24 protein-coding genes and 1 tRNA gene are annotated in these 25061 nt (G+C 61.4%); 13 read left to right on the top strand and 12 right to left on the bottom strand.

All coding sequences use genetic code 11. The annotated features are described in order from the left end of the window. The first annotated feature begins 2 nt into the window (after window positions 1-2). The 4 genes from xerD to ACS4RR_RS04250 all read left to right on the top strand — a co-directional run bounded on the left by xerD (window position 3) and on the right by ACS4RR_RS04250 (window position 3619). Window positions 3-956, top strand: a complete 954-nt coding sequence (gene xerD / locus ACS4RR_RS04265; protein ID WP_260056829.1) for a site-specific tyrosine recombinase XerD — start codon at window positions 3-5, stop codon at window positions 954-956. A gap of 62 nt (window positions 957-1018) precedes the next feature. Further along, the gene (locus ACS4RR_RS04260; protein ID WP_017966323.1) at window positions 1019-1972 is read left to right on the top strand and encodes an acetyl-CoA carboxylase carboxyltransferase subunit alpha; all 954 of its coding nucleotides are present in this window, start codon (window positions 1019-1021) and stop codon (window positions 1970-1972) included. Between the two features lie 196 nt (window positions 1973-2168). Further along, the gene (locus ACS4RR_RS04255; RefSeq protein WP_456189740.1) at window positions 2169-3389 is read left to right on the top strand and encodes a L,D-transpeptidase family protein; all 1221 of its coding nucleotides are present in this window, start codon (window positions 2169-2171) and stop codon (window positions 3387-3389) included. A 5-nt stretch (window positions 3390-3394) separates the two neighbouring features. Next, window positions 3395-3619: a sulfurtransferase TusA family protein gene (locus ACS4RR_RS04250; RefSeq protein WP_456189739.1), complete on the top strand. Its 225-nt coding sequence runs from the start codon at window positions 3395-3397 to the stop codon at window positions 3617-3619. 99 nt (window positions 3620-3718) lie between these two features. Here the strand turns inward: ACS4RR_RS04250 and ACS4RR_RS04245 are convergent, their stop codons facing one another. Both ACS4RR_RS04245 and ACS4RR_RS04240 read right to left on the bottom strand, forming a co-directional pair. Beyond that, complete coding sequence (locus tag ACS4RR_RS04245; protein WP_456189738.1) at window positions 3719-4897, bottom strand: CobW family GTP-binding protein; 1179 nt, start codon at window positions 4895-4897, stop codon at window positions 3719-3721. A gap of 18 nt (window positions 4898-4915) precedes the next feature. Beyond that, the gene (locus ACS4RR_RS04240; protein WP_456189737.1) at window positions 4916-6049 is read right to left on the bottom strand and encodes a D-alanyl-D-alanine carboxypeptidase family protein; all 1134 of its coding nucleotides are present in this window, start codon (window positions 6047-6049) and stop codon (window positions 4916-4918) included. Window positions 6050-6206: 157 nt separating this feature from the next. Here ACS4RR_RS04240 and ACS4RR_RS04235 point away from each other — a divergent pair, with 157 nt between their 5' ends. From ACS4RR_RS04235 to eat, 5 genes are all read left to right on the top strand, one after another. Continuing rightward, window positions 6207-7370, top strand: coding sequence for a M20 aminoacylase family protein (locus tag ACS4RR_RS04235; RefSeq protein ID WP_456189736.1), 1164 nt, complete (start codon window positions 6207-6209; stop codon window positions 7368-7370). Window positions 7371-7424: 54 nt separating this feature from the next. Further along, window positions 7425-7501 (top strand) — tRNA-Arg (locus tag ACS4RR_RS04230). A 583-nt stretch (window positions 7502-8084) separates the two neighbouring features. Beyond that, window positions 8085-9533, top strand: coding sequence for an ethanolamine ammonia-lyase subunit EutB (locus ACS4RR_RS04225; RefSeq protein WP_456189735.1), 1449 nt, complete (start codon window positions 8085-8087; stop codon window positions 9531-9533). Continuing rightward, window positions 9530-10276: an ethanolamine ammonia-lyase subunit EutC gene (gene eutC, locus ACS4RR_RS04220; protein ID WP_456189734.1), complete on the top strand. Its 747-nt coding sequence runs from the start codon at window positions 9530-9532 to the stop codon at window positions 10274-10276. Before ACS4RR_RS04225 ends, eutC begins: the two co-directional genes overlap by 4 nt. A 29-nt stretch (window positions 10277-10305) precedes the next feature. Further along, on the top strand, window positions 10306-11670 hold the full coding sequence (eat, locus tag ACS4RR_RS04215) for an ethanolamine permease (RefSeq protein WP_456189733.1): 1365 nt from the start codon (window positions 10306-10308) through the stop codon (window positions 11668-11670). A 153-nt stretch (window positions 11671-11823) separates the two neighbouring features. Here eat and ACS4RR_RS04210 read toward each other — a convergent pair whose 3' ends face one another. Beyond that, window positions 11824-12342, bottom strand: a complete 519-nt coding sequence (locus tag ACS4RR_RS04210; protein ID WP_456189732.1) for a DUF2937 family protein — start codon at window positions 12340-12342, stop codon at window positions 11824-11826. A gap of 147 nt (window positions 12343-12489) precedes the next feature. Between ACS4RR_RS04210 and ACS4RR_RS04205 the strand changes: the two genes are divergently transcribed. Both ACS4RR_RS04205 and ACS4RR_RS04200 read left to right on the top strand, forming a co-directional pair. Continuing rightward, complete coding sequence (locus ACS4RR_RS04205) at window positions 12490-12732, top strand: hypothetical protein (protein ID WP_260109591.1); 243 nt, start codon at window positions 12490-12492, stop codon at window positions 12730-12732. Between the two features lie 129 nt (window positions 12733-12861). Continuing rightward, on the top strand, window positions 12862-13014 hold the full coding sequence (locus ACS4RR_RS04200; protein ID WP_260109592.1) for a hypothetical protein: 153 nt from the start codon (window positions 12862-12864) through the stop codon (window positions 13012-13014). A gap of 79 nt (window positions 13015-13093) precedes the next feature. Here ACS4RR_RS04200 and ACS4RR_RS04195 read toward each other — a convergent pair whose 3' ends face one another. Then, complete coding sequence (locus tag ACS4RR_RS04195) at window positions 13094-13384, bottom strand: BON domain-containing protein (protein ID WP_260109593.1); 291 nt, start codon at window positions 13382-13384, stop codon at window positions 13094-13096. 63 nt (window positions 13385-13447) lie between these two features. Beyond that, on the bottom strand, window positions 13448-14098 hold the full coding sequence (locus ACS4RR_RS04190; RefSeq protein WP_260109594.1) for a hypothetical protein: 651 nt from the start codon (window positions 14096-14098) through the stop codon (window positions 13448-13450). 382 nt (window positions 14099-14480) lie between these two features. Here ACS4RR_RS04190 and dxr point away from each other — a divergent pair, with 382 nt between their 5' ends. Further along, a complete protein-coding gene (gene dxr, locus ACS4RR_RS04185) occupies window positions 14481-15671 on the top strand; it encodes a 1-deoxy-D-xylulose-5-phosphate reductoisomerase (protein WP_260109595.1) in 1191 nt (396 codons plus the stop codon). A gap of 55 nt (window positions 15672-15726) precedes the next feature. Here the strand turns inward: dxr and ACS4RR_RS04180 are convergent, their stop codons facing one another. From ACS4RR_RS04180 to hemA, 7 genes are all read right to left on the bottom strand, one after another. Beyond that, the gene (locus ACS4RR_RS04180; protein WP_260109596.1) at window positions 15727-16812 is read right to left on the bottom strand and encodes an ABC transporter ATP-binding protein; all 1086 of its coding nucleotides are present in this window, start codon (window positions 16810-16812) and stop codon (window positions 15727-15729) included. Between the two features lie 12 nt (window positions 16813-16824). Beyond that, window positions 16825-18747: a glycoside hydrolase family 127 protein gene (locus ACS4RR_RS04175; protein ID WP_456189731.1), complete on the bottom strand. Its 1923-nt coding sequence runs from the start codon at window positions 18745-18747 to the stop codon at window positions 16825-16827. 20 nt (window positions 18748-18767) lie between these two features. Beyond that, window positions 18768-19631: a carbohydrate ABC transporter permease gene (locus ACS4RR_RS04170; protein WP_222387017.1), complete on the bottom strand. Its 864-nt coding sequence runs from the start codon at window positions 19629-19631 to the stop codon at window positions 18768-18770. After that, the gene (locus tag ACS4RR_RS04165) at window positions 19628-20545 is read right to left on the bottom strand and encodes a carbohydrate ABC transporter permease (RefSeq protein WP_162116828.1); all 918 of its coding nucleotides are present in this window, start codon (window positions 20543-20545) and stop codon (window positions 19628-19630) included. Before ACS4RR_RS04165 ends, ACS4RR_RS04170 begins: the two co-directional genes overlap by 4 nt. 74 nt (window positions 20546-20619) lie before the next feature. Next, entirely contained in the window at window positions 20620-21858 is a 1239-nt protein-coding gene (locus tag ACS4RR_RS04160) for an ABC transporter substrate-binding protein (protein ID WP_162116829.1), read from the bottom strand. Window positions 21859-21912: 54 nt separating this feature from the next. Then, on the bottom strand, window positions 21913-22890 hold the full coding sequence (locus ACS4RR_RS04155) for a LacI family DNA-binding transcriptional regulator (RefSeq protein ID WP_456190120.1): 978 nt from the start codon (window positions 22888-22890) through the stop codon (window positions 21913-21915). Between the two features lie 359 nt (window positions 22891-23249). Beyond that, window positions 23250-24464 (bottom strand): 5-aminolevulinate synthase, encoded by a 1215-nt coding sequence (hemA, locus tag ACS4RR_RS04150; protein WP_260111079.1) that lies wholly within the window; start codon window positions 24462-24464, stop codon window positions 23250-23252. Window positions 24465-24789: 325 nt separating this feature from the next. Here hemA and ACS4RR_RS04145 point away from each other — a divergent pair, with 325 nt between their 5' ends. Next, window positions 24790-25047, top strand: coding sequence for a YMGG-like glycine zipper-containing protein (locus tag ACS4RR_RS04145; RefSeq protein ID WP_017966299.1), 258 nt, complete (start codon window positions 24790-24792; stop codon window positions 25045-25047). Window positions 25048-25061 lie beyond the last annotated feature (14 nt).

Here is a 25061-nt window from a genome sequence, read left to right as displayed (position 1 = left end):
GCATGGTGGATCTCGGCCGCGTCCATGTGGAATCCTTCCTGGAGATGATGAGCGCCGAGCGGGGTGCTGCCGCCAACACGCTGCAATCCTATGAACGCGATCTCGACGATATCAGATCCTTCCTGAAGGAGCGCAGCATACGGCTCACCGAAGCCGCCTCCGCCGATCTCGCCGCCTATCTCTCCTCACTCGCCCGAAAGGGCTTCAAACCCTCCTCCCAGGCGCGCCGGCTTGCGGCCATGCGGCAGTTCTACAAGTTTCTCTACGCCGAGGGCCTGAGGACCGACGACCCCACAGGCATTCTCGACGCGCCGAAGAAGGGCCGTCCGCTGCCGAAGACGATGGGCGTCGAGGAGGTCGGCAGGTTGCTTTCGCAGGCCGAGGCCGAAGCCGATGATGCGGCTCCGGGCCAGCTGCAGCGCCTGCGCATGCTGGCACTGCTGGAGCTGCTCTATGCCACCGGCATGCGTGTCAGCGAACTTGTCTCGCTTCCTGCCCGCGTGCTCGATCAGGAAGGCCGTTTCCTGATGATCCGCGGCAAGGGCAACAAGGAGCGGCTGGTGCCGCTGTCGCAATCGGCGATATCAGCGCTGAAATCCTATGGGCGCCTGCTGGCGGCCGAAAATGCAGCGGCGAAGGAGCCGCAGCAAAGCCCCTGGCTGTTTCCCTCCGTCTCGAAGGAGGGATATCTGCCGCGCCAGGTTTTCGCCCGTGACCTCAAGAACCTGGCAATCCGCGCCGGCCTGACGCCGTCGCTGATCTCGCCGCATGTCATGCGCCACGCCTTTGCCAGCCACCTGCTTGCCAACGGCGCCGATCTGCGCGTCGTACAGGAACTCCTCGGCCATTCGGACATTTCGACCACACAGATTTACACCCATGTCCTCGAAGAGAGGCTGCAGCAGCTTGTCCAGACGCATCACCCCCTTGCCAAACAGGCGAAAAAGCACGAATAGGACCGGCGACAAGGGGCGGAGCCAGGAAAACGCCCCGGGCACAAGGAACGGAAACGCACCTCATGCACAATTATCTCGACTTCGAAAAGCCGATCTCCGACCTCGAAGGCAAGATCATCGAGCTGAAGAAGCTCGCAACGGAAGACGAGAGCATCGACACCACCGATGAGATCGGCCGGCTTGAGGTTCGCGTCCGCGAGGCGATCGTCGAAATCTATTCCAGGCTCAATCCCTGGCAGAAGACGCAGGTCGCCCGCCATCCGCAGCGCCCGCATTTCGTCGATTACGCCAAGACGCTGTTCCAGGAATTCACGCCGCTTGCCGGCGACCGCAAATTTTCCGAGGATGCCGCGATCCAGGCGGGGCTTGCCCGTTTCCGCGGCCAGCCCGTCGCCGTCATCGGCCAGGAGAAGGGCAATGACACCAAGAGCCGCCTGAAGCACAATTTCGGCAGCCCCCGGCCGGAAGGCTATCGCAAGGCGATCCGCATCCTTGAGATGGCCGACCGTTTTGGTCTGCCGGTGATTTCGCTGGTGGATACGGCAGGCGCCTATCCCGGCGTCGGCGCCGAGGAGCGCGGCCAGGCCGAAGCGATCGCCCGCTCGACGGAAATGTGCCTGGGCGTCAAGGTTCCCCTCGTCTCCGTCGTCATCGGCGAAGGCGGCTCGGGCGGCGCGATTGCCATCGCCACCGGCAACAAGGTCTATATGCTCGAGCATTCGATCTACAGCGTCATCTCGCCGGAAGGGGCAGCCTCCATCCTCTGGCGCGATTCCACCCGCGCCCGGGAAGCGGCGACCAACATGAAGATCACCGCCGAAGACCTGAAATCGCTTGGCGTCATCGACGGCATCATTTCCGAGCCGCTCGGCGGCGCGCATCGTGATCCCGACAGCGTGATCGCAGCAACCGGCGACGTGATCGCCAATGCTCTGGCCGAAATGGCACCCCGCTCCGGCGAGCAGCTGCGCAACGACCGCCGCCAGAAATTCCTCGCCATGGGCCGCAATCTCTAACAGACATTCGGTTTCTCATCGATTGGGGCCAAATCTTGGCCACATTGATGTTATCTGTAGCATTCGCGCTTGCGGGGATGTTCCAGGCACGTCATAGGCTGGTAAGGACTTATAAAGTATAAGCCGTCTATGATTCCGTTTGATGCCCGGACTCCATGGGCGGACCGGGTCGCATTATCTTTATGGGCTAGTTGGGATGCGCATACGTTATTTTGCCTATATTTCCCTCATGGCGCTGGCTCTGTCCGGCTGCAATGACGCGTTGGAAACCGCGCAGGTCGATCTTTCCAAGGTCAAGAACAAGGTCGAGCAGCCGCTTCCCAGCCACATCCTCACTGCCATGGCCGCCAAGGGCATGGACCGCAATTCGCCGATCATGATCCGCATCTTCAAGGAAGAAGGTGCCATGGAGATCTGGAAGGCGAAGACCGACAACCGTTTCGACAAGATCGCCGATTACAAGATCTGTGCCTGGTCCGGCCGTCTCGGCCCGAAGGTAAAGACCGGCGACCGGCAGGCGCCGGAAGGTTTCTACGACCTGACGCGCGCCAACCTGAATCCCAATTCGAAATATTATCTGGCGATCAACACCGGTTTCCCAAACCGCTACGACGCGGCGAACGGCCGCACCGGCTCCGATCTGATGATCCACGGCGCCTGCTCGTCCTCCGGCTGCTACTCGATGACCGACCAGCAGGTGCTGGAGATCTACGCCTTTGCCCGCGACGCCTTCAAGGGCGGCCAGTCGACCGTGCAGCTACAAGCTTTCCCCTTCCGCATGACGGCGGAAAATATGGTGAAGCATCGCCTCGACAGCAGTTACGACTTCTGGAAGATGCTGAAGGTCGGGTACGACAATTTCGAAGTGACGAAGCGCCCGCCTGAGGTGAACGTCTGCGAGAAGAAATACGTGTTCAACCAGCAGGCAACCGACGGCAGCGCCTTCAATGCCGCCGGCAAGTGCCCGGCTATGTCGACGCCGCCGGCGCTGACGGCGGCCCTTGCCGCCTACGGCAAGACCTACGATGCCGATTATGCCAAGGCGATGAGCAAATTTGACGGCATGGCCTGGTACGACCCGTCTGAAGCCGAACGCAAGGCGGTGGTCGCCAAGACGCGCAAGGGCCGTGAACTCGCTTACGCCCCGACCGGAACCTCGCTGGAAGCCGGCCGCATGGTCAAGGTCGCCGAACTCGAAGACCTGATGGCCAAGCGCACCGAGCAGGGCCTCGCCGCCAAGACGGCACCGGGTGCCACGCCTGTCGCCCCTGCCCGGCCGCAAGCCGTCGCTGCCGCGGCACCCGCGGTCGTGCCGGTGCCGATGCAGAACCCGCTGGCCTTTACGGCGCCCGAACCGCAGGAAACGGCGGAAGCCACGGCAAAGAAGCCGTTCTGGAAATTCTGGGCGAGGAACTGAACGGCTTGAACCCCGTTCTCTACGATCTTCGCGGCCTGAAATGCCCATTCCCCGTGATCAAGACACGCAAGAAGCTCGCCGCCATGGCGAGCGGCAAGCTCATTCGCGTCGACACCACCGATCCGCTTGCGGTGATCGACATGCCGCATTTCTGCAATGAGGACGGCCACGAACTGGTCGAGACGGAAAAGACCGAAAACGGCCACCGCTTCCTGATCCGCAAGCGCTAAAGCGCGTCGCGATCTTTCAGATCTGCTTGCCGCACTTTAGGTCTTTGTTTTCCGCATGTCTTTGGCGCAAAACCGCTGCACACTTTTGTGCGACAAGCTTTAAATTCTGAGGCCGGGGATAGCGAGCGGATTGTCCGACAGCGCCGCACGATCCGGCATGTCGATGCGCGGCTTGCCGAGGAAGGCGTCGAAGAGATCCTTCACGAAGGCTTCCGGCAGATCCCGGGTGATCAGCACCATGCGTGTGCGCCGGTCTTCCCCTGGCCAGGCGGGAAGCCGAACCGGCGGATGGAAGATGCTCTGCACCCCATGCAGCACCAGCGGCCGATCCGGCCGGTCGGAGACGGACACGATCGCCTTCATCCTCAACAGCTTCTCGCCATGGGCAGAGCGCAGGAGATCGATGAACATCTCGAGCGCCATCGGATCGATCGGCTTCTCCTCGACGATCGAGAAAGAGCGGATCGAGGCATCGTGACGATTGACGTCGTGCGGATCCTGGTGCGCATGCCCCTGATCACCAAGATGGTGATGATCATGATGGTGGTGACCGTGGTGATCGCCATCACGATCACGATCATGATCGTGATCGTGATGCGCCTCGTGCGCATCCTCGTCCTGCAGCCAGCGGCCGACATCGGCAATCTTCGTCGCCGGATCGTAGAGCCCGTTGACCAGCACCGCGGCAGTACCCGCCTCGGCACTGTCGGCATCCATCATCACTGCACGCGGATTGAGCGCCCGCAGGTTTTTTTCCAGCCCCTCCGTTGCTTCGGCCATCGTCTTTTTCGAGACGATCAGCCGGTCGGCGACCGCCGCCTGCTTGCGCGCTTCCTCATGATTGTCGAGCGTCTGCAGCCCATTCACTGCGTCGACGACGGTGACGACGCCGTCGAGCTCGAAATTCGTGGCGATGACCGGATTGCCCATGATCGCCTGCATGACCGGTGAAGGATCGGCAAGGCCGGTCGTCTCGATGACGACGCGCTTCACCGGCTTGACGCGGCCCGTCTGCACGGCATCCATCAGGTTCGCCAGCGTATCCACAAGTTCGCCGCGCACGGTGCAGCAGAGGCATCCATCGGAGAGCTCGATGATCGAATCGCCGGAACTTTCGACCAGCAGATGGTCGATGCCGACATCGCCAAATTCATTGATGATGACCGCCGCATCTTTCATCACCGGATCTTTGAGGATGCGGTTGAGCAGCGTCGATTTGCCGGCGCCGAGAAAGCCGGTCAGGATGGTGACCGGAATCCTGTCGTTGAGCGCGCTCATGTCACCTACCTTAAAAGCTTAAAAGGATGTCGGGCGCGGCATCGGCACCGGCACGTTGGCGATCGCTCCACCGGTATCGCCCCGCGCCATTTTTTCCGGCTGCGCTGCCGGCTGCGGGTCCTGGCCCGGAATGAGCCCGGCAAAGACGAATTGCGGATCGTGGTCCATCGGCTGGATATAGGGCGACTGCACTCGCATGCGGCCGACCTCGTCGCGCGTTTCGCTACGCACCTTGGCGCCCTTGGCGCTGCAGATATCGGCGGTGATGTCGGCAACCTGGTCCTGTCCCGGGCCATAGGGTCTCAGCGAACCCAGCGTGTCGTTGCTGGCAGGCTGGGTGGTGAAACCCTTCTGCAAGAGGTTCGCGGTCGCATCGGCGCGGGCTGCAAGGCTGTCGGTGCCGAGCACGACGGAGACCAGCGTGCGGCCGTTGCGCGTCGCCGAACCGATCTGGTTGAAGCCCGAGGCGCAGATGAAGCCGGTCTTCATGCCGTCGGCGCCGGCGAAGCGGCCGATCAGCATGTTGAGGCTCGGCACGTTCTGCTGGCCGGTGGTGAAGCCCTCCAGCGCGAAAAAACCGGCATATTGCGGAAAATCGCGGCGCAGCGCCACCGTCAGCACTGCGAGATCGCGCGCCGTCGTATACTGGCCCTTGCCGGGCAGCCCGTTCGGGTTGACGAAATGCGAATCCGTCATGCCGAGCTTCAGCGCCTCGCCGTTCATCCGCGTCACGAAGCCTTCCTGCGTGCCGCCGATGGCTTCGGCGACCGCGACCGCGATGTCGTTGGCCGATTTGACCATCAGGATCTTCAGCGCGCTGTCGAGCGTCAGCTTCTGGCCTGGCTTGAAATACATCTTGGCTGCCGGCTGCGCGGCGGCGCGCTTGCTCATGACAATGGGCGTATCGAGGCTGATCTGGCCGGCGCGGATCGCGTCGAACACGGTATAGACGGTCATCAGCTTGGTGAGCGAGGCCGGATACCATTTGCGGAAGGCTTCCTCATGCTCGAGCACGCGGCCGGTCTGCACATCGACGAGAATATGCGGATTGGCCTGGGCAAGCGAAACGGAGCCCAGAAAAACGGCAGTCGCCGCTGATACGAAAGAAAGCGGCCGCAAGGCAGCAAACAAACGGAAGTGGCGCGTCGACACGGTTCGTCCTTCAGATATCAGGAAAATCTCGAAATCTTCCCCTATTTAGCCTATATGGCTATGACATGGCAAAGGTCATTGACTAAGTAATTTCCACAGCCTCACACCCTTGTGATGCGATGAAAGATTGTCGAGATTTCATAACAGGAACGCCGATATGCCGATTTTGAACAGAGCCGCGGAACTGCAGGACGAAGTCGCCGAATGGCGTCGCCACATCCACGCCCGGCCCGAGCTCCTCTTCGCGGTGGAAAATACAGCCGCCTTCGTCGCCGAAAAACTCAAGGAATTCGGCGTCGACGAGATCGTCACCGGTATCGGCCGCACCGGCGTCGTCGGCCTGATCAAGGGCAAGGGCAAAGGCTCCCGTACGGTCGGCCTGCGCGCCGACATGGACGCCCTGCCGCTCACCGAAATATCAGGCAAGCCCTGGGCTTCGAAGACGCCGGGCAAGATGCATGCCTGCGGCCATGACGGCCACACCGCCATGCTGCTCGGCGCCGCGAAATACCTGGCCGAAACCCGCAACTTCAACGGCAATGTCGCCGTTATCTTCCAGCCCGCCGAAGAAGGCGGCGGCGGCGGCAATCTGATGGTCAAGGACGGCATGATGGAGCGCTTCGACATCGAAGAGGTCTACGGCATGCACAATCTGCCGGGCCTGCCGGTCGGCCAGTTCGCCACCCGCAAGGGCGCGATCATGGCGGCGACCGACGAATTCACCGTCACCGTCAAGGGCCGCGGCGGTCACGCCGCCCAGCCGCACAAGACGATCGACCCGATCGCCATCGGCGCCCAGATCATCGCCAACCTGCAGATGATCGCCTCGCGCACTGCCGATCCGCTGCGCTCGGTCGTCGTCTCGGTGACCAAATTCAATGCCGGCTTCGCCCATAACGTCATTCCGAACGACGCGACCTTCGCCGGTACGGTCCGCACCCTCGACCCCGAGGTGCGCACGCTCGCCGAGACGAGGTTCCGTCAGATCATCGAAGGCCTGGTCGCAGCCCACGGCGCCGAGGCCGAGATCAGCTTCCACCGCAACTATCCCGTCACCGTCAACCACCCCGATGAGACCGGGCATGCTGTGGCCACCGCCAGCGCCATCGCCGGCGAAGGCAACGTCAATGCCGAGATCGATCCGATGATGGGCGGCGAGGACTTCTCCTATATGCTGAACGCCCGCCCCGGCGCCTTCATCTTCATCGGCAACGGCGACAGCGCCGGCCTCCACAACCCGGCCTACGACTTCAATGACGAAGCCATCGCCCACGGCGTCTCCTACTGGGTCCGCCTTGCCGAACAGCGCCTCGGCCTCTAGCAACAATTAAGGCTTGGCTTCCCGCCAAGCCTTTTGTATGCATGGCACTCAAGTGGTCCCGTAGCTCAGCAGGATAGAGCACCAGATTCCTAATCTGGGGGTCGCGCGTTCGAATCGCGCCGGGATCACCAGTCAATCAGATGCCTATCTCCCTCGACAGAACGCACGTTCCTGCAGACATGCAAGAACGCAATAACGATGTCACGAGAAACCGGCTTTAACTGTTAGCAGCGAGGCCAAGTGTCGCGCTGAGGCCGCACGACCCGAGCTCTTGGGCCGAAGAAATTGGCGGTCAATTGGGTTCGTTCGACTGGCTAGTTTTTCAACATCGGGGGCGATCCACGGTCAGTTCGCTCAAAGTTGACGACTGCGTCTCAGCACAGACTGCCCCACCGAAAAAGGCCGGCGGCCAGAAACACTAGATCAGGAACGGTCAACGAATATTTTCGCGATCAGTGTGCGCTCGACGCAAATGTGCGCATATCGGAGCATGCCGTCGCAAAGTGGATAAACCGCTCCGACTGATCATCTATCCCTAGTTGAAAATGATCTCTGCGATGGACGCGCAGCGTAGGCCGGCATGGTCGAGCCATGCGAGGTCCTTGGCACGGCTGCCCCGGCATTCCAGCCTATGAAGAATGGCACGCTTCTTGCGTTGCTAGGCGTGGAGCCGAGCATACTCGGCGGAAACCCGCGAATGCTCACAACCGGAAGGTGGATGAGTTCTCGGACATTTGGAATAGGCCGGTCGACGGCCAGGAGCAGATGACAACATATTCGATCGTTCTAGGACGCGAACGCCATGTCTTTCAGGATCTGAAATCGGTGTTGGCTTGCGCTTCGCCGCTGAAATCCGGTGACGTGCTGGCCGGGATCGCTGCGTCAAGCAACGAGCGGCGGGTGGCCGCCCGCTACCTGCTCGCGGATATGCCTCTCAAAACTTTCCTGGAAGACCTCGTCATCCCATACGAGACCGACGAGGTCAGTCGGCTGATCGTCGACCGCCATGATTGGATGGCATTCGCGTCGGTCTCTCACATGACGGTCGGTGAGTTTCGCGATTGGCTTCTCTCTTATGACGCGACCTCCGAGAAACTGCTTGCCATTGCGCCGGGCCTCACCCCCGAAATGGTCGCGGCGGTCTCCAAGATCATGCGCAACCATGATCTGATCACCGTCGCCGGCAAGTGCAGGGTGGTCACGGCCTTTCGTTCCACGATCGGTCTGCACGGCCGACTGTCGAGCCGTCTTCAGCCGAATCATCCCACCGACGATCCTGAAGGCGTCGCCGGCTCGACGCTCGACGGACTTCTCTATGGGATCGGCGATGCGGTGATCGGCATCAACCCGGCGACCGACAATCTCGAGGCCTGCACACGATTGATGGTACTTTTCGACCGCCTGCGCGAACGGTTCGAGATCCCGACCCAATCCTGCGTGTTGACCCATGTCACCACCTCGATCAAGGCGATCGAGGCTGGAGCGCCGCTCGATCTGGTGTTCCAGTCAATCGCCGGCTCGGAAGCCGCCAACAAGGGTTTCGGCGTCGATCTCGCCGTCCTCAGGGAAGGTCGGCAGGCAGCCCTTTCCATGAAGCGCGGCACGGTCGGAAACAATGTCATGTATCTGGAGACCGGCCAGGGCAGCGCGCTCTCGGCCGACGCCCATCATGGTGTCGACGAACAGACGGTCGAGGCGCGGGCCTATGCCGTTGCACGTGAACTCAATCCGTTGCTCGTCAATACGGTGGTCGGCTTCATTGGCCCCGAATATCTTTTCGACGCCAAGCAAATTATCCGCGCCGGGCTCGAAGATCATTTCTGCGGCAAACTGCTTGGTGTGCCGATGGGGGTCGACGTCTGCTACACCAACCATGCCGAAGCCGACCAGGACGATATGGACAACCTGATGGTGCTGCTGACTGTCGCGGGCGTCAGTTTTCTCATCGCGGTGCCCGGCGCCGATGACGTCATGCTCAATTATCAGAGCCTTTCCTACCACGATATTGTCGGCCTCAGGCACCAGTTCAATCGTCCGCCCGCCCCGGAATTCGAAGCATGGCTCCATCGCATGGGCATGCTTGATCACACGGGTCGCCTTGCACCGGCCAGCGCCTCGGGCGCCTTCTCCCGCAATCTCCTGAGCTATAAGGCATCGGCATGACTCCCTTCGAACGAGATCCGTTTGCGCGGTTCCGCAACGCCACACGCGCCCGGATCGGGCTTGGCAGGGCGGGCGACGCCTTGCCGACATCGGCAATTCTCGACTTTCAGCTTGCCCATGCCCGGGCGCGGGATGCCGTGCATGGGCAGGTGGATTTTGTCGCCCTTGCCAAGCAGCTTGCTCCCGTGCCGACGGTCCGGATTCGGTCTCGCGCCAAAGACCGTACGATCTATCTGGCGCGTCCGGATCTCGGCCGTCAGACCCATGCAGCCGATCTGCCGGGCCCAGGCGATCGTTATGACATCGCCTTCATCATCGCAGACGGACTTTCGGCCTCGGCGGTTGAGCACCATGCGGTGCCGCTGTTTAAGGCATGCATGAAGCGTCTCGGGGCCTTCAGCGTCGCCCCGGTGATATTGGGCGAGCAGGCGCGGGTGGCATTTGGTGATGAGGCCGCGGCGGCGTTTGGCGCGGAAGTTGCCATCGTGCTGATCGGCGAGAGGCCGGGATTAAGCGTGCCTGACAGCCTCGGTGCCTACATCACGTTCCGCCCGCAATCGGGACGGCGCGACAGTGAGCGCAACTGCATTTCGAATATTCATGCCGACGGGCTCAGCTACGAGGTCGCAGCGGACAAGATCGTTTGGATCGTCCGGGAGGCGCTTCGCCTGCAGCTGACCGGTGTCGATCTCAAGGAAAATGCCGAAGGCGTAATAGAAGCGCTGCCACACCAAGAACCATAAAGTTCAATCTACAAAAAAGGGGAACAATCATGTCAAATCCTCAACCGACACTCGCCAAAAGCCTGACCGGGCTGCATTTATGGGGACTTGCCGTCGGCCTCGTCATCTCGGGCGAATATTTCGGCTGGAGCTATGGCTGGGCGGCTGCCGGCACACTCGGCTTCTTGATCACCACGATCCTGATCGCCGTGATGTACACCACCTTTATCTTTTCCTTCACGGAATTGACGACGGCCATTCCGCATGCCGGCGGCCCTTTTGCCTATGCGCTCAGGGCTTTCGGCCCGCTCGGCGGTTTCGTTGCGGGCTTTGCGACATTGGTTGAATTCGTCTTCGCCCCTCCGGCCATCGCGCTGGCCATCGGCGCCTATCTCAATGTGCAGTTCCCGGGGCTCGATCCGAAAGTGGCGGCTGTCGGCGCCTATATCATTTTCATGGCGCTCAATATCGTCGGAGTTACCATCGCGGCAACCTTCGAACTCTTCATCACCATTCTGGCGATTGCCGAACTGCTGATCTTTATGGGTGTCGTCGCGCCGGGCTTCTCTTTTGCCAATTTCGCGGCCAATGGCTGGGCTGGCGCCCCTGAATTCTCGGTCGGTGCCATTGGAGGCATCTTTGCCGCCATTCCATTTGCCATCTGGTTTTTCCTGGCGATCGAAGGCGCGGCGATGGCGGCTGAGGAGACCAAGAACCCCACCCGAACCGTTCCCATTGCCTATATTGCGGGTATTCTGACACTCGTCTTCCTCGCCTTCGGCACCATGATCTTCGCCGGTGGCGTCGGCGACTGGCGCACGCTGTCCAACATCAACGATCCGCTACCGCAGGCGATGAAGGCAGTGGTGGGCGAATCCTCGGGTTGGCTGCATATGCTGGTCTGGATCGGCCTGTTCGGCCTGATTGCTTCCTTTCACGGCATCATCATGGGCTATTCCAGGCAGATTTTTGCGCTGGGCCGCGCCGGCTACCTCCCGGAAGTCCTTGCAAAAATCCATCCGAAATTCCGCACGCCTTATCTCGCAGTCCTTGCAGGTGGCGCCGTCGGCATCGCAGCCATCTTTTCCGACAGCCTGATCCAGATCGGCGGTTTGCCGCTGACCGCCAATATTGTCACCATGTCGGTGTTCGGCGCGATCATCATGTACATCGTCTCGATGGCGTCGCTGTTCAAGCTGCGTCAGGCCGAACTTGAACTCGCCCGCCCCTTCAGGGCCTGGGGTTATCCCGTGGTGCCAGCCATTGCCCTCGGGCTCGCCCTCATCGCGCTGGCGGCGATGATCTACTACAACTTCCTGATCTTTGTGATCTTCCTCGCGATGGGCGTCGTGGCATTCGGCATTTGGCGTTTGCTTTCAGGTGGCATCATCAAGGAAGCGGCAGCGTCCACGTAACAAGGCTCTCTGGCCTGATCACCGGAAAGGCGACTGCACGAACCGCTTCCGATCAATATCGATGCCCCCGCCGAAGTTTGGCGGGAGGCATTTCAGCGCAAAGCTTGGCTGATCTTATCATCACGTTCGAGGCCGCGTTCGCCACCGATTGGTTCACCGCACCTGACGATGGACTCGCCGTGTCCTCGTGACCCGCCGCGCACCCAATCCCAGCAGAGCCGCGACGGCCCAGCCCCCGACAAAACCAATCGCACCCCAGACAAGGCCGGCAAAGCTGACCGGCACGCCGGGTACGAAGTCGCGCCAGGTATTGGCGAAAACAACGTCGTCCGCGTCCCGCAGCAGGATGAAAGGCCTGGCGACGGGTGCGGCGATGCCGAGGTGGAGTTGCTGCGACAGCAGCGTTTCGTAACGCATGATCGTGCTCTGCATCGAGACACCGCGGTCGCGCAGGAAATCGTCGGATGATTGCGCATAGGCATTCAGCGCCTGCTGGCGATCGAGATGGTGTTCGGCTGCCTGGGCATTGAAATCCTCGACGATGACCCGCAATTCATCGATCGCCCCGCCGATCCGCTGGCGGTATTGCTGCGCAAATTCCGGCGCCTGCGAAAAAATCGTGCCGCTGGCAAGCCCGGCCACAATGGCGATGATCCTTGCAATCAGTCCCATGATCGATGCCTCTGGCTGTCCCCTTGCGCTAACGATCCGCGGCCCTAAAGGTTTCTGCCTTCGACACAATCGGTAACTCTATGTGATTGAACCGACAGCGCTTCCGGCGAGTTGATCTCATGACAAACTCAGAAAGAGAGGCTCGTCATGAAACAGATTATCCTTGCCTGCACGCTCGCTGCTGCGTCCGTCTTTTCCGCAATGCCGTCCCAGGCGGCAAGTGTGACCATCACCACGGATGATGCGCGTCCCTATTATCGCCATTCGGACCGACCCTATTACCGCCATCACCTGAGGCCGCGCCACATCTCCGAGGAGTGCTTCACCAAGGTGGAAAAGATCCGCCGCCACGGTCACACGATCGTCAAGGAAACCCGAATCTGCCGATAAGGCAATCCATACAGGAAAAGCCCGGCTGATCCTCCCCAGCCAGGCTTTTCAACTGATCGCGCCCTGATCGCGCCGATGAGGAACTTCACCATATCAGCCGCGTTTATTGCGAAAACAGGAGTACTCATCATGCGTATCAAGATGATTCTTTTGGCCATCGCTTATGTCGCTGTCAGCGCCGTGCTGCTTGCCATCGCCTACCACCCACAAGGGTCGGGCGCCATGCAGAAGACGGATCGTCTGGCCGGCTCGTCCTTCCTCATCGAGCGCTTCGCCGGTTGATCAGCTCAGCGCCGGCTGATAGGCGACGACGTGGAAATAGTCCTCGTCTGGCAGGGTCTGGGAGCGGCCCGCCATCTCGTTAATGCGTGCCATCGATCAAGGATCCGCCGAGCAGGATACGGTTCTGCACCGCATGCACACCCTCGACGGCCGTGGCGACCGCGGTCGCCCGTTCGATCTCGCCGACCGTGCCGACGGTACCGGTGAGCACGATCTGATCGTTCTCCATCGTCACCTCGACATCAGATGCATCGATACCGCCGGCGATCGCCAGCGCATTGGCAACGGCTGCCTCGACCGATGCACGATTGGCGATTTCCGCTTCCATCTCGGGTTCGAGCCCGTGAAATGTCTGCTCCTTGAAAACCATGATCCGTTCCTCCGTGAAAACCTGCGGAGGAAACGCTGATCGGCGGAGTTTGGTTCAGCACCGCTACCACTGCACGCGATAGCGGAGATTGACGCTGCCCGCCTCACCCCCCGAAAACGGATTGCTGAGCGAGGCATCGAGATTGAGATTCGGCAGGATGGTCTGGCTGACCCCCACCGTGCTCGAGAAGTCGCCGCTGGCATTGCTGACGCCTGTCCCTGCCGAAAGCGAGGTTCCCGTCCAGGGATGGATCAGCTTCAGCGCCTGCGATGCCGTCACCGAAGCCTGCCGGGCTTCGACCGCGTCATACTGGACACTGATGGACCGGCTCGATTGCATGTCGAGTGAATCGGAGAGAATCCAGCTGCGCGAGCGGCTAAGCGTCAGCGCGCCACTGCCGCGCAGCGTATCGACGCTGACGCTGGCACCCTGCTGTGACTGGCCTGCCGGGGTAACGCTCGTCCTGGTGATCCGGCCCCAAAGCATTGCTTGTTCGGAATCGGGCAGCAGCGCCCCGCCTTTGGTCGAGGCCAGCGCGATGTCGGCGCCGGCGCTCGTTTCCCATTCCGCCGGCAGGCGAAAACCCATCGTCGCCTTGTAGGACCGGTCCGAAAGCTTGGCCGGCGACCAGATCACCAGGTCGTCCGCCCTGGCTGCGGCGGTGAGCGAGGATAGGATGGCGAAAAGAATGCATGCTGTTTTAAGTATCTTCATGAAATCCGATCGTTTTGACCTGACACAGGGCTCTAGCGCCGAACCGACGCGACAGCACATATGAAGGCGCTCGCAGCGAACGCGATGGGGATTGCGGCCAAGCCGCCAATCCCGGTTTCAACCTCGATTTGATTTTGGCCGGAAGGCCTGTGGCACCGCGTGCCTGTTCTTCAATGGACGCCGCAGCGTCCCGATTGCGCATGCGACCGTGAACGGCCGCGGCGGAACCTCCCAATCCCCATGAGGATTGTTGTAAGGATCACATCCAACCGCCGCTCTGTAAACCCCTCGCGGGTTGAAATCTGCTGCACCGCACACTTGCCGCCCCCTCCAAAGCCTAGTAGAGCCTGAGCCTACGAGAGAAATTTTCGCGAAATACCACATGATAACCGGCAAAAGCGCGCCGCGGCGCCTCAGCATCTTCGGTTCGACGGGTTCGATCGGCCAGAATACACTCAATGTCGTCGATCACCTGGGCGGACGGGAGAACTTCGAAATCTCCGTGCTGACCGGCAACGGCAATGTCGAATTGCTGGCCCGGCAGGCGAAATCCTCCGGCGCGCGGCTGGCGGTCACGGCAAACGACCGCCATTACGAATCACTGAAGAGCGAACTTTCCGGCAGCGGCATCGCGGTCGCTTCGGGAAAATCCGGGCTGATGGAAGCCGCCGACCGCGAAGCCGACTGGGTGATGGCGGCAATCGTCGGCACCGCGGGCTTGGCGCCGACCCTTGCGGCCGCCCGCCGCGGCGCCGATATCGCCCTTGCCAACAAGGAATGCCTGGTATCGGCCGGCGATCTCTTCATCGCAGCGATCCGGGCGGGCGGCGGCAGGCTGCTTCCGGTCGACAGCGAACACAACGCGATTTTCCAGGTGCTGGAAGAGAACCAGCGCCACGCCGTCGAGCGGGTCATCCTGACGGCGTCGGGTGGCCCCTTCCGCACCGCCTCGCTGCGTGACATGGCGGACGTGACGGTGGAAACCGCACGTGCCCACCCGAACTGGTCGATGGGATTGAAGATCTCGATCGACAGCGCCTCGATGTTCAACAAGGCGCTGGAGATGATCGAAGCCCGGCACCTTTTCGGTCTCAGACCCGAACAGATCGAGGTCATCTTCCATCCGCAATCGATCATCCACTCCATGGTCGGCTATACCGATGGGTCGGTTCTGGCGCAGCTTGGCGCGCCGGATATGCGCACTGCCATCGGTTATGCCCTGTCCTTTCCGCGCCGGCCGAACCTACCCGTCGAGCGGCTGGATTTCGCCAAGCTCGCCAGGCTGGATTTCGAGGCGCCGGATGAGACGCGGTTTCCGGCGCTGCGGCTCGCACGCCTGGCGATGAGGCGCGGCGGCGTTCAGGGCGCGGTGCTGAACGGCGCCAAGGAAGTGGCGCTCGAAGCCTTCATCGAAGGGCGGCTCTCCTTCCTCGCCATGGCCGAGGTCACCGAAAGGGTCATGGACGATCTGGCCGGCCTGCCGCCGGCTGCCGGCATGGACGATGTCTTCGCCGCCGACAGGGAAGCCCGGCAAAGGGCGGCGGAGCTGATGACACTCGCGATCGCCGAGTGAAGTTCGGACGGCCGATCATCGAGTGGTCGCCCGCCTGTGATCGCGACCGGCGCCATTACCGCAACCGGTTGCCGCCCTCGTCGAACAACCGGCAATCCGACGGTTCAAACAGCAGGCTCACCTGCTCGCCTGCCGCGATGCTGATCGGCGAGCGATGCTCGACGGTGAGTGACTGGCCATCGGCAAGCTGGCAATAGAGATATTGCGTTCCGCCGAGATATTCCGAAAAATCGACCCTGGCCGTCAGGCTGCCCGATAGATCGGAGGCCACCCTCAGATGCTCCGGCCGCAGGCCGAGCGTCACCGCGCCGCCAACCGGCCTGTCTGCCGGCGGCAGGCCGCTTTCGATCTGCCGGCCGGCGACTTCGACCATGCCTCCCTCACCCCAACGGGCATTCAGCAGGTTCATCCTCGGCGAGCCGATGAAGCCCGCCACGAAGGTATTCGAGGGATTCTCATAGATTTCCCGCGGCGTTCCGGCCTGTTCGACGCGGCCGTCGCGCAGCACGACGATCTTGTCGGCGAGCGTCATCGCCTCCGTCTGATCGTGCGTGACATAGATCATCGTATTGCCGAGTTCACGATGGAGGCGGGCGATCTCGATGCGCATCGAAACGCGCAGTTCCGCATCGAGATTGGACAGCGGTTCGTCGAACAGGAAGACATCGGGCTTGCGCACGATCGCCCGGCCGATCGCCACACGCTGCCGCTGGCCGCCGGAAAGCTGTCCCGGCCGCCGGTCGAGAAGATGGTCGATCTTCAGGATGGCGGAAGCGGCCTTGACGCGCGTCTCTATCTCGGCGGCACTGGTGCGCGCCATCTTCAAGCCGAAGGCCAGGTTGTCGCGCACGCTCATATGCGGATAGAGCGCGTAGGACTGGAAGACCATGGCGATGCCGCGCTCGGATGGATCGAGATCGGTGACAACACGCCCCTTGATCTCGACCTCCCCGTCGGTCACGTCTTCCAGGCCGGCGATCATGCGCAGAAGCGTCGATTTTCCGCAGCCGGAAGGGCCGACGAAGACGACGAATTCGCCCTCCGCGATCGTCAGGTCGATGCCGTGGACCACCTGCAGATTGCCATAGCTTTTTCGCACGTCCTGGAGCACGACGCTCTTGTTAGCCACACCGTTCGTCATCCCCAAAAAGACCTATCTGTCCGACTGGACCCAGACGAGCATCTCTCCGGGTGCGCGGTTGTCCCAGAGATGATAGGGCACGAAACGCGCGGTGGCGACCTGCCTTTCGGCCGGCGCCTTGCGGTAGAGCGCTGTTCCCCAGTTCGATGTTTCCTCGCGCTCGACCTTGAGATCGAGGGCGACGGCATCGTTGAGATCCTTCAGCACGACGGTTTCGGCTGTGGAGAGCTCACGCGGCAGGACGATGGCATTGAGGTCTTCGCCATTGTCCGTGGTTTCCAGACAATAGACCAGCGGCCCGCGCATCAATGCGACCCGGCCGGCGTCCTGGCGCACCTTCGGATTGGCATATTGCGGCCGAAGCGCCAGCGGCAGGTAGAGGGCGACACGATCGCCCGCCGCCCAGTCACGATCGATCCTGGCATATCCGTCCCGCATATTGGCGTTGAGATCGAGCATCTCTCCGTTGACGCTGAGGGTTGCGCCTTCGGCCCAGTCCGGAATGCGCAGCGACAGCGCAAACCGCGCCGGCTTCTCCAGCCTGGTGGTAAAGGCGACCGCACCGTCCCACGGATAGTTGGTGGTCTGCTCGAGTTCGACCTCGGCACCGTTAGCAAGCTTCAGCCGGGCGGTGCTCTCGCCATAGAGGTGCACGGCGATCTCGTTATCCGAAACGGCGTACATGTAGGAGCCGATCGAGGTCACCAGCCGGGCGATGTTGGGCGGGCAGCAAGGGCAATGGTGCCATTTCCACCGATGGTGCTTGCCGGCACTTTCAAGCGGATTGTCATAGAAGAAGGTCTTGCCGTCCGTCGAAAGCCCCGGCAGCGCGCCGTTGTAAAGCGCCTGCTCCATGATGTCGGCATAGCGCCGATCCGGCCCGCGGCCGAGCATGCGGCTTGCCCAGAACACCAGGCCGACCGAGGCGCAGGTCTCCGCATAGGCGGTATCGTTCGGCAGATCGAAATAATCGGTAAAGCCTTCGTTGGACGCCGCCGGCCCGATGCCGCCGGTGATGTACATCTGCTTGGTCGTCAGATCGTCCCAGAGCGTTTCCAGCGCTGCCGTCAGACTGTCGTCCTGGTATTCGGTGGCAATGTCGGCCATGCCCGAATAGAGATACATGGCGCGCACGGCGTGGCCGACGACCTTTGTCTGCGCGCGCACCGGCTGGTGTGCCTGCGCATATTCATAGGTCTTCTGGTGGTATTCGGAGACATCGCGGCCGTCGCGACTTGCCTCGGCGGTGAAGAAATGCGGTTCGGTGCCGCGTTCGTCGATGAAGGATTTCGATAGCTCGAGATATTTCTTTTCTCCCGTCACGCGGGCGAGCTTGACCAGCGCGAGCTCGACTTCCTCATGGCCGCAGTAGCCGGGGATCTGGCCCTCGCCGTGCCCGAAAATCTTGATCATGTAATCGGCATAGCGGCTCATGATGTCGAGCAGCTTGCGTTTGCCGGTCGCCTGGTAATAGGCGACCGCGGCTTCGATCAGATGGCCGGCGCAATAGAGCTCATGATGGTCGCGCAGGTTGGTCCAGCGCCGGTTCGGTTGCACGCGCTGGAACCAGGCGTTCAGATAGCCGTCCTCATCCTGCAGCTTCTCATACATGTCGATGATCTCGTCGGCCCGCGCCTCGAGCTTCGGGTTCGGCCGGCGATAAAGCGAATAGGCGATCGTCTCGATCGACTTGCCGAGGTCGGAATCCCAGAACATCTGGGTCGTCCCGCCCCATGGCTGAATGGGAATGACGACCCCGGGGCTCGGCTGATCGACGTCGATCGCCTTGAGCATGCCGGCCTCGACACAGCGGTCGAGCAAGGTCTCGGCGGTGGAATTGCAGACGGCGTCCTGCCATTTGCCCCAGAAGCCGCCGAGTTCCACATCGGGAACGGCGACGGGACGAAACTGGCGGTCGTTGCTTGGTTTGGTCATGGGCTCCACTTTCTCTAAGATCATTTCACCGCGCCGGCCATCAGCCCGCGCATGTAATAGCGTTGCAGGAGCAGGAAGACGATCAGGCAAGGAATCGTCATGACGACGACACCGGCCTGGACCGCTCCCCAGTTGATGGCGCCGAGCCGTCCGGCGCGAACCGCCGTCATCAGCACTGGCAGGGTGTATTTCTCATTGCTGGAGAGCAGCACGAGTGCTGCGAGAAACTCGTTCCAGGCATTGAGGAAGGCAAAGATCGCGACCGTCGCGACGCCGGGAAGGACCAGCGGCAGAAGAACCCGGACCAGAAGCCTGAGGTCGCGCGCGCCGTCGATGCGTGCGGCCTCTTCGATCTCCTTCGGCACGGCGTCGAAGGCGTTGCGCATCATGAAGACCGAGAAGGGCAGTTGCAGCGTCACATAAACGAGCGTCAGCCCAATCAGCGAATTGTTGAGGCCGAGCTTTGCCAGGATGATGAAGAGCGGCGTCAGGATCGACTGGAACGGGATCATCAGCGTCGCGATGATCAGCACGAAGAGCGCATTCTTCATCGGAAATCGATACCGCGAGAAACCGTAGCCGGCGAGCAGGCTGACGGCGACGGTGAGCACCACGGTGGCGACCGAAACGAACAGAGAATTGATCATGTGCCGCCAGATGCCGGCGCCGAACGTATCGAGCAGAGCATAGGAATCGATGCTGACGCCGGAGGTCGGCCACGGCGGCAGGGGCGGCAGGCTAGCCTCCGTGCCATGCCGGAAGGACGACAATAGCGTGATCACGAAGGGGGCGAGGAAGAAGATCGATATGGCAATGCCGGTCAGATGATAGACCGATTTCGCACGGATGGCCTTGCGCGCGCGGCGTTCCCTTGAGGTGGTCATGGACGCTCCTCCCCGACGCGAAGCAGCCAGAGCTGCACGATGCTGATCGCCACCAGGATGGCGAGAAGCACGATCGACAGCGCTGCGCCGTAGCCGAGGTTGAACGACACGAAGGACTGATTGAAGATGTAATAGACCACCGAGATCATTTTGTTCTGCGGTCCGCCTGACGTCATGATGTAGAACTGGTCGAAGGCGAGGATCGAACCGGTGACGGAGACGATCAGCGCCAGGGCGATCGTCTTGCGCATCAGCGGCAGCGTCAGATGCCGGAAACGCTGCCAGCGCCCGGCGCCGTCGATGCGGGCGGCCTCCGTCAGCTCGGACGGAATGGCCTGAAGCCCAGTCAAAAGAATGATCATGGTGAAGCCGGCGATCTTCCAGACGACCATCACCACGATCGTCAGAAAGGCGGTGTCGAAAGTCGCCAGCAGATTGGGGCTCTTTTCCAGAAGACCGAGCGCCTTCAAGGCCGGCCCGATGAAGCCGCTATCGACATTGGCGAGCCAGACCCAGAGCAGGGAGGCGGTGGCAAGACCGACCACGACGGGCAGGAAGATGATCGTCCGATAGGCGCTGACGAACTGCCGTTCCTTTTCGACGAAGATGGCGAGCGGAAAGGCGATCGCGAAGATCGCGATGGTGACGATCACGGTGTAGTAGGCCGTGAAATTCAGCGCCGCCATGAAGCGGGTGTCGTTGGCCATGCGAAAATAATTGTTGAAGCCGATCCAGCGCGACGCCCCCATCAGCGGCCAGTTGTGAAGGCTCATCCATCCGGTGAAGAGAACCGGCATGATGAAGAAGACGATGACGAGCGCCATGGCCGGCGCGATATAGGCAAGACCTCGCCAGTTCGATCTGCGCCGTCGCCTGCGCTGAGGCAATAGAGTCTCTGAACCGGAACCGGTCATCAAAACGCTCCGCGTCTGTCGAGTGGGATTGGCCGGGAAGCTGCCACCGCTCCCCGGCCGCGGCCGGGGAGAGATTACTGGCCGCTATCGATGATCGATTGCATTTCCGACTGGGCGCTCGAAAACGCGCCGTCGACATCGTCGCCGAAGATCGCGGCATTGGTGAAGCTTGCCCATGGCCCGTTGGCGCTGTTGATCAGGTCGTTGAATTGCAGCGTATAGGGCGTCTTGGCGACGCTGATCGCCTTCAGGCCAACCTGCATGCGCGGATCGAGGCCCTCAAGCACCTTGTCGGCGATATCGCCGCGCGTCGGCAGGCTGCCGTATTTCGCCATGATCTTCTGGCCGTCCATCGAATACACATATTCGAGGAAGCCCTTCACCGCGTCGATCTTCTTCGTGCCCTTGGTGATGACGAAGTTGTCGCCGCCGGCAAAGGACGAAGGCTTGCCGTCAACGCCGGGGATGAGCGTCACGCCGAAGTTGATATCGGGATGCTCGGTCACCAGCGTGCCGATGGCAAAGGCGCCGAGGCTTTGCTGGCCGATCTTGCCGTTGGTAAAGGTCAGGAAGTTGGCGCCGGTGTCGCTGGCCGCACCCGCCGGCACCAAGTCCTTCTTGACCATGTTGCGGTAGATATCGACGGCCTTGCGCATCTGAGGGGTATCGAGCGTTGCCGTCTTGCTGTCGGCCGACAGGATATCGGCGCCGGCACCCCAGGTGAGCGGCGTGAAGGTGAAGATCATGCAGCCGCCGCAGCCGCCGCCGGAGAAATAAAAGCCGTAGGTATCGTCACCCAAGGCCCGGATCTTCTCGGCATTGGCGGTGATTTCATCCCAGTTGGCCGGCGCCTTTTCCGGGTCGAGACCCGCCTTCTTGTAGAGATCCTTGTTCCAGGCAAAGACCGATGTCTCGACCGACAGCGGCAGGCCGTAGATCCGGCCCTGATAGGTGCCGAGGCGCACATGCGAGGGCGACAGCGAGTTGAAATAGGGCAGCGATTTCGCCCAGTCCGTCAGGTCTTCCAGCTGGCCGGCCGCAGCAAAGGCGGGGTTGTAGATGAGATCCATCGACAGCGCGTCCGGCGCCTGTCCGCCGGCGATTGCCGTCGCATATTTCTGCACGAGCTCGGAAAACGGCACTTCGGTCATCACGACCTTGTTCTCGTGACCGGAATTATAGGCTTCGACGACCTTCTTGAAGGCGTCGCCGATCCCCGAGCGAACCCACATTTCGACATTTTCGGCGGCTGACGCGGCCGACACCAGACATAAGGTAGCGATGCTGGTCGCCGCCAATAGACGCTTGATCATGACACTCCTCCCGATATGGCGCATCTCCTCGCGCCTTTGCTCATTCACGTGTTCTCATCCCCGGGGGGCTTTACCCCCGCATGATTGCCGGACGATCAGCCGGCACGGCAATTTCCTCACTCCCGGTTCGACAGGCCGTCCTTCCGCAAGCGCAAGCACCGTCAATCCGGCTTGCCGCCCGAGCTCCTTCAGTTCCATGTCCACCGTCGTCAACGGCGGCCGCGTCTGGGCCGCGACAATCTCCCAATTGTCGAAGCCGACGACCGAGACGTCCTGCGGCACCTTGACGCCGCGCTCGCGCAACGCATCCACAGCACCTCGGGCGATCTGATCATTGCCGCAGAAGAGCGCATCCGGTTTTTCTCCGGGTCTCTTCCAAAGCTGCTCGACTGCCTCATGGCCCCAGCTTTCCGACCAGACGCCGTAGAGCACCGGTTCGCGGTGACCTGCCACCTCGTGATAGGCGCCGGCACGCTCCCGCACCGAGAAGAACTCTTCCGGCCCGGTGATATGGGCAATCCGCCGCCGCCCGATGTTCGCGAGCCACTCGACGGCGAGCCTCGCACCCTGCTCGTCGTCCGAACGAAAAGTAACACTGTTCTGCGTCCCCTCCGTGAAGGCGTAGACGACAGGCACATGCAAATTCGACAGGTCGACAGGCAGGCGCCTGTCCAGCCGCTTGCCGGTTGCGATGATCCCATCGACCTGCTTGTCCAGCATCGCGTCGACATGGATCTGGGCGAGCGCCGGATCGTCTTCGATCGCGCACAGGAAGACCGAAACACCGTGATCGACGAGTGCGTCCGAAATGCCTGCCATGACAGGCAGCGTGAAACGGCCGTAAGTATCATTCGTCAGCAGTCCGATGGTGAAGCTGCGCTTGCTGAGAAGACCTCTGGCCAGCGCATTCGGCCGGTATCCAATTTCCGCGGCAATCCGTTTCACCCGTTCGCGCGTTTCCGAGCCCATCCGGCCGGTATCGTTGAGAGCTTTCGACGCCGTGGAGATGCTCACCGCGGCAGCCGCCGCCACCTCGTGGATGGTGATCCTGCCTCTTTTTCCTCCCGATATGTTCAGAACGTCCTCCTTCTGAAGTGATCTGAGAAAAGCTTTTACCAAACCTTATGTCAAGTGAGAAAAGGTTTTCTCATGCGGCACAAAGGCCGGATCGGCAATGCAGTTTGCGGGAAGGGCAAGCACAGGGAGAGTTCGACGCGCATCGATCAGGCCGATTGCGATGTGTCATCGGTGTTGAGACCAAGCACAGAGCGGATGATCTTGGGCGGGTAAGGGAGGTTTGCAGCAGCGCCTTGCGGGAGCAAGACCGATCGCTGTCAGAGCCTCCAGTGGAGGCCCTGAATTACGGTTCGAACCGAGCGATCATCGAAAAATCAGGCGACGTGCCTTGCGAGCGCGCAGCGCGACCAAAGCGAATGCAGCGCCTCGACCAGATGGGCGATATCGGCGTCGGAATGCAGCGGTGTCGGCGTGATGCGCAGCCGTTCGGTCTTCTTCGGCACGGTGGGATAGTTGATCGGCTGGACGTAAACGCCGCAATTGTCGAGCAGCAGGTCGGAGATCCACTTGCACTTGGCCGCATCGCCGACCAGCACCGGCACGATATGGCTCGGATTGGGCATATGCGGAATGCCGCGCTGGTCGAGCAGCGCCCGCAGCTTGCGGACACGGTCCTGATGGCGGGCGCGCTCGAACTGGCTGATCTTCAGGTGCTGGATCGAGGCGACGGCACCGGCGGCCAGCGCCGGCGGCAGCGCCGTGGTGAAGATGAAGCCCGACGCAAACGAGCGGATGAAATCGCAAAGCGCCGTCGACGCGGCGATATAGCCGCCCATCACCCCAAACGCCTTGCCGAGCGTGCCCTCGATCACGGTCAGCCGGTCCATCAGCCCGTCGCGCTCGGCAATGCCGCCGCCGCGCGGGCCGTACATGCCGACGCCATGCACTTCGTCGAGATAGGTCATCGCCCCGTATGTGTCGGCGAGGTCGCAGATTTCCTTGATCGGGGCGATATCGCCATCCATCGAATAGACGCTCTCGAAGGCGATCAGCTTCGGCGCCTTCGGATCGGCGGCCTTGAGCTTGGCTTCGAGATCGGCCACGTCATTGTGCTTCCAGATCACCTTGTCGCACTTGGCGTAGCGGATGCCCTCGATCATCGAGGCATGGTTCAATGCGTCGGAGAAGATGATCAGGCCGGGGATCTTGGCGCCGAGCGTGCCGAGCGCTGCCCAGTTGGAGACATAGCCCGACGTGAAGATCAGCGCGGCTTCCTTGCCGTGCAGATCGGCAAGCTCACGCTCGAGCATGACGTGATGGTGGTTGGTGCCAGAAATATTCCGGGTGCCTCCCGCACCCGCGCCACAGTGGTCGATGGCGTTCTTCATCGCCTCGATCACCTTCGGATGCTGGCCCATGCCGAGATAGTCGTTGGAGCACCAGACCGTGACCTCCTTTTGGCCATCCGCGGTGTGACGCGTCGCGCGCGGGAAATTGCCGCGGTGACGTTCGAGATCGGCAAAAACGCGGTAACGGCCTTCGCTATGAAGCCCGTCCAGCTCGTCTTTGAAAAACGCTTCGAAATCCATCATGTGCTCCAGTATCGCGCGGATGTTCTTGATGACTGGACGTCCGCGCGTCAATGCTTACCCTTTGCTTTAACATCAACTGCGGCAAAAGGCCCAGATTTTTGAATGATTCCAGATAAAAAATATGCGCGCCGCGATCAACGAAATTGATGCCGCAGAAGGCAGGGGAGCTTGCGCACCGTGCAAAAGGCGACCCGGCCCGATCGCAAAAAAATCAGCACACCGGATGGACAACCCTTTCTTCCGACATAGTTTTCGGTCTAGCCTGACAAAAAAATAGAAGGGACGGCCTTTGCCCGCTGGGCAACAACCTCGGAGAGAAAAGATGAAGAAAGCTGTCATACTCGCATTGGTCGGCCTGTCGATTGCAAGCTGCACGCCGACGCAGCAGGGCGCCGGCATCGGCGCTGCATCAGGCGCCGTCATCGGCGGTGCAGTCACCGGCAATGTTCGTGGCGCGGCAGTCGGCGCCGCGATCGGCGGCGTGTCCGGCGCCCTCATCGGCAGCGTCGCCGAACAGCCCGGCCAGTGCTACTATCGCGACCGCTACGGTCGCCGCTACATCGATAGTTGCCCTCGCTGAGAGCACCCTGAAAT

This window comes from Rhizobium zaerense, assembly GCF_051810725.1.
Lineage (GTDB): Bacteria > Pseudomonadota > Alphaproteobacteria > Rhizobiales > Rhizobiaceae > Rhizobium > Rhizobium leguminosarum_I.
The sequence above is the reverse complement of the archived record's forward strand: the minus strand, read 5'-3'. Positions and strand labels throughout refer to the sequence as shown.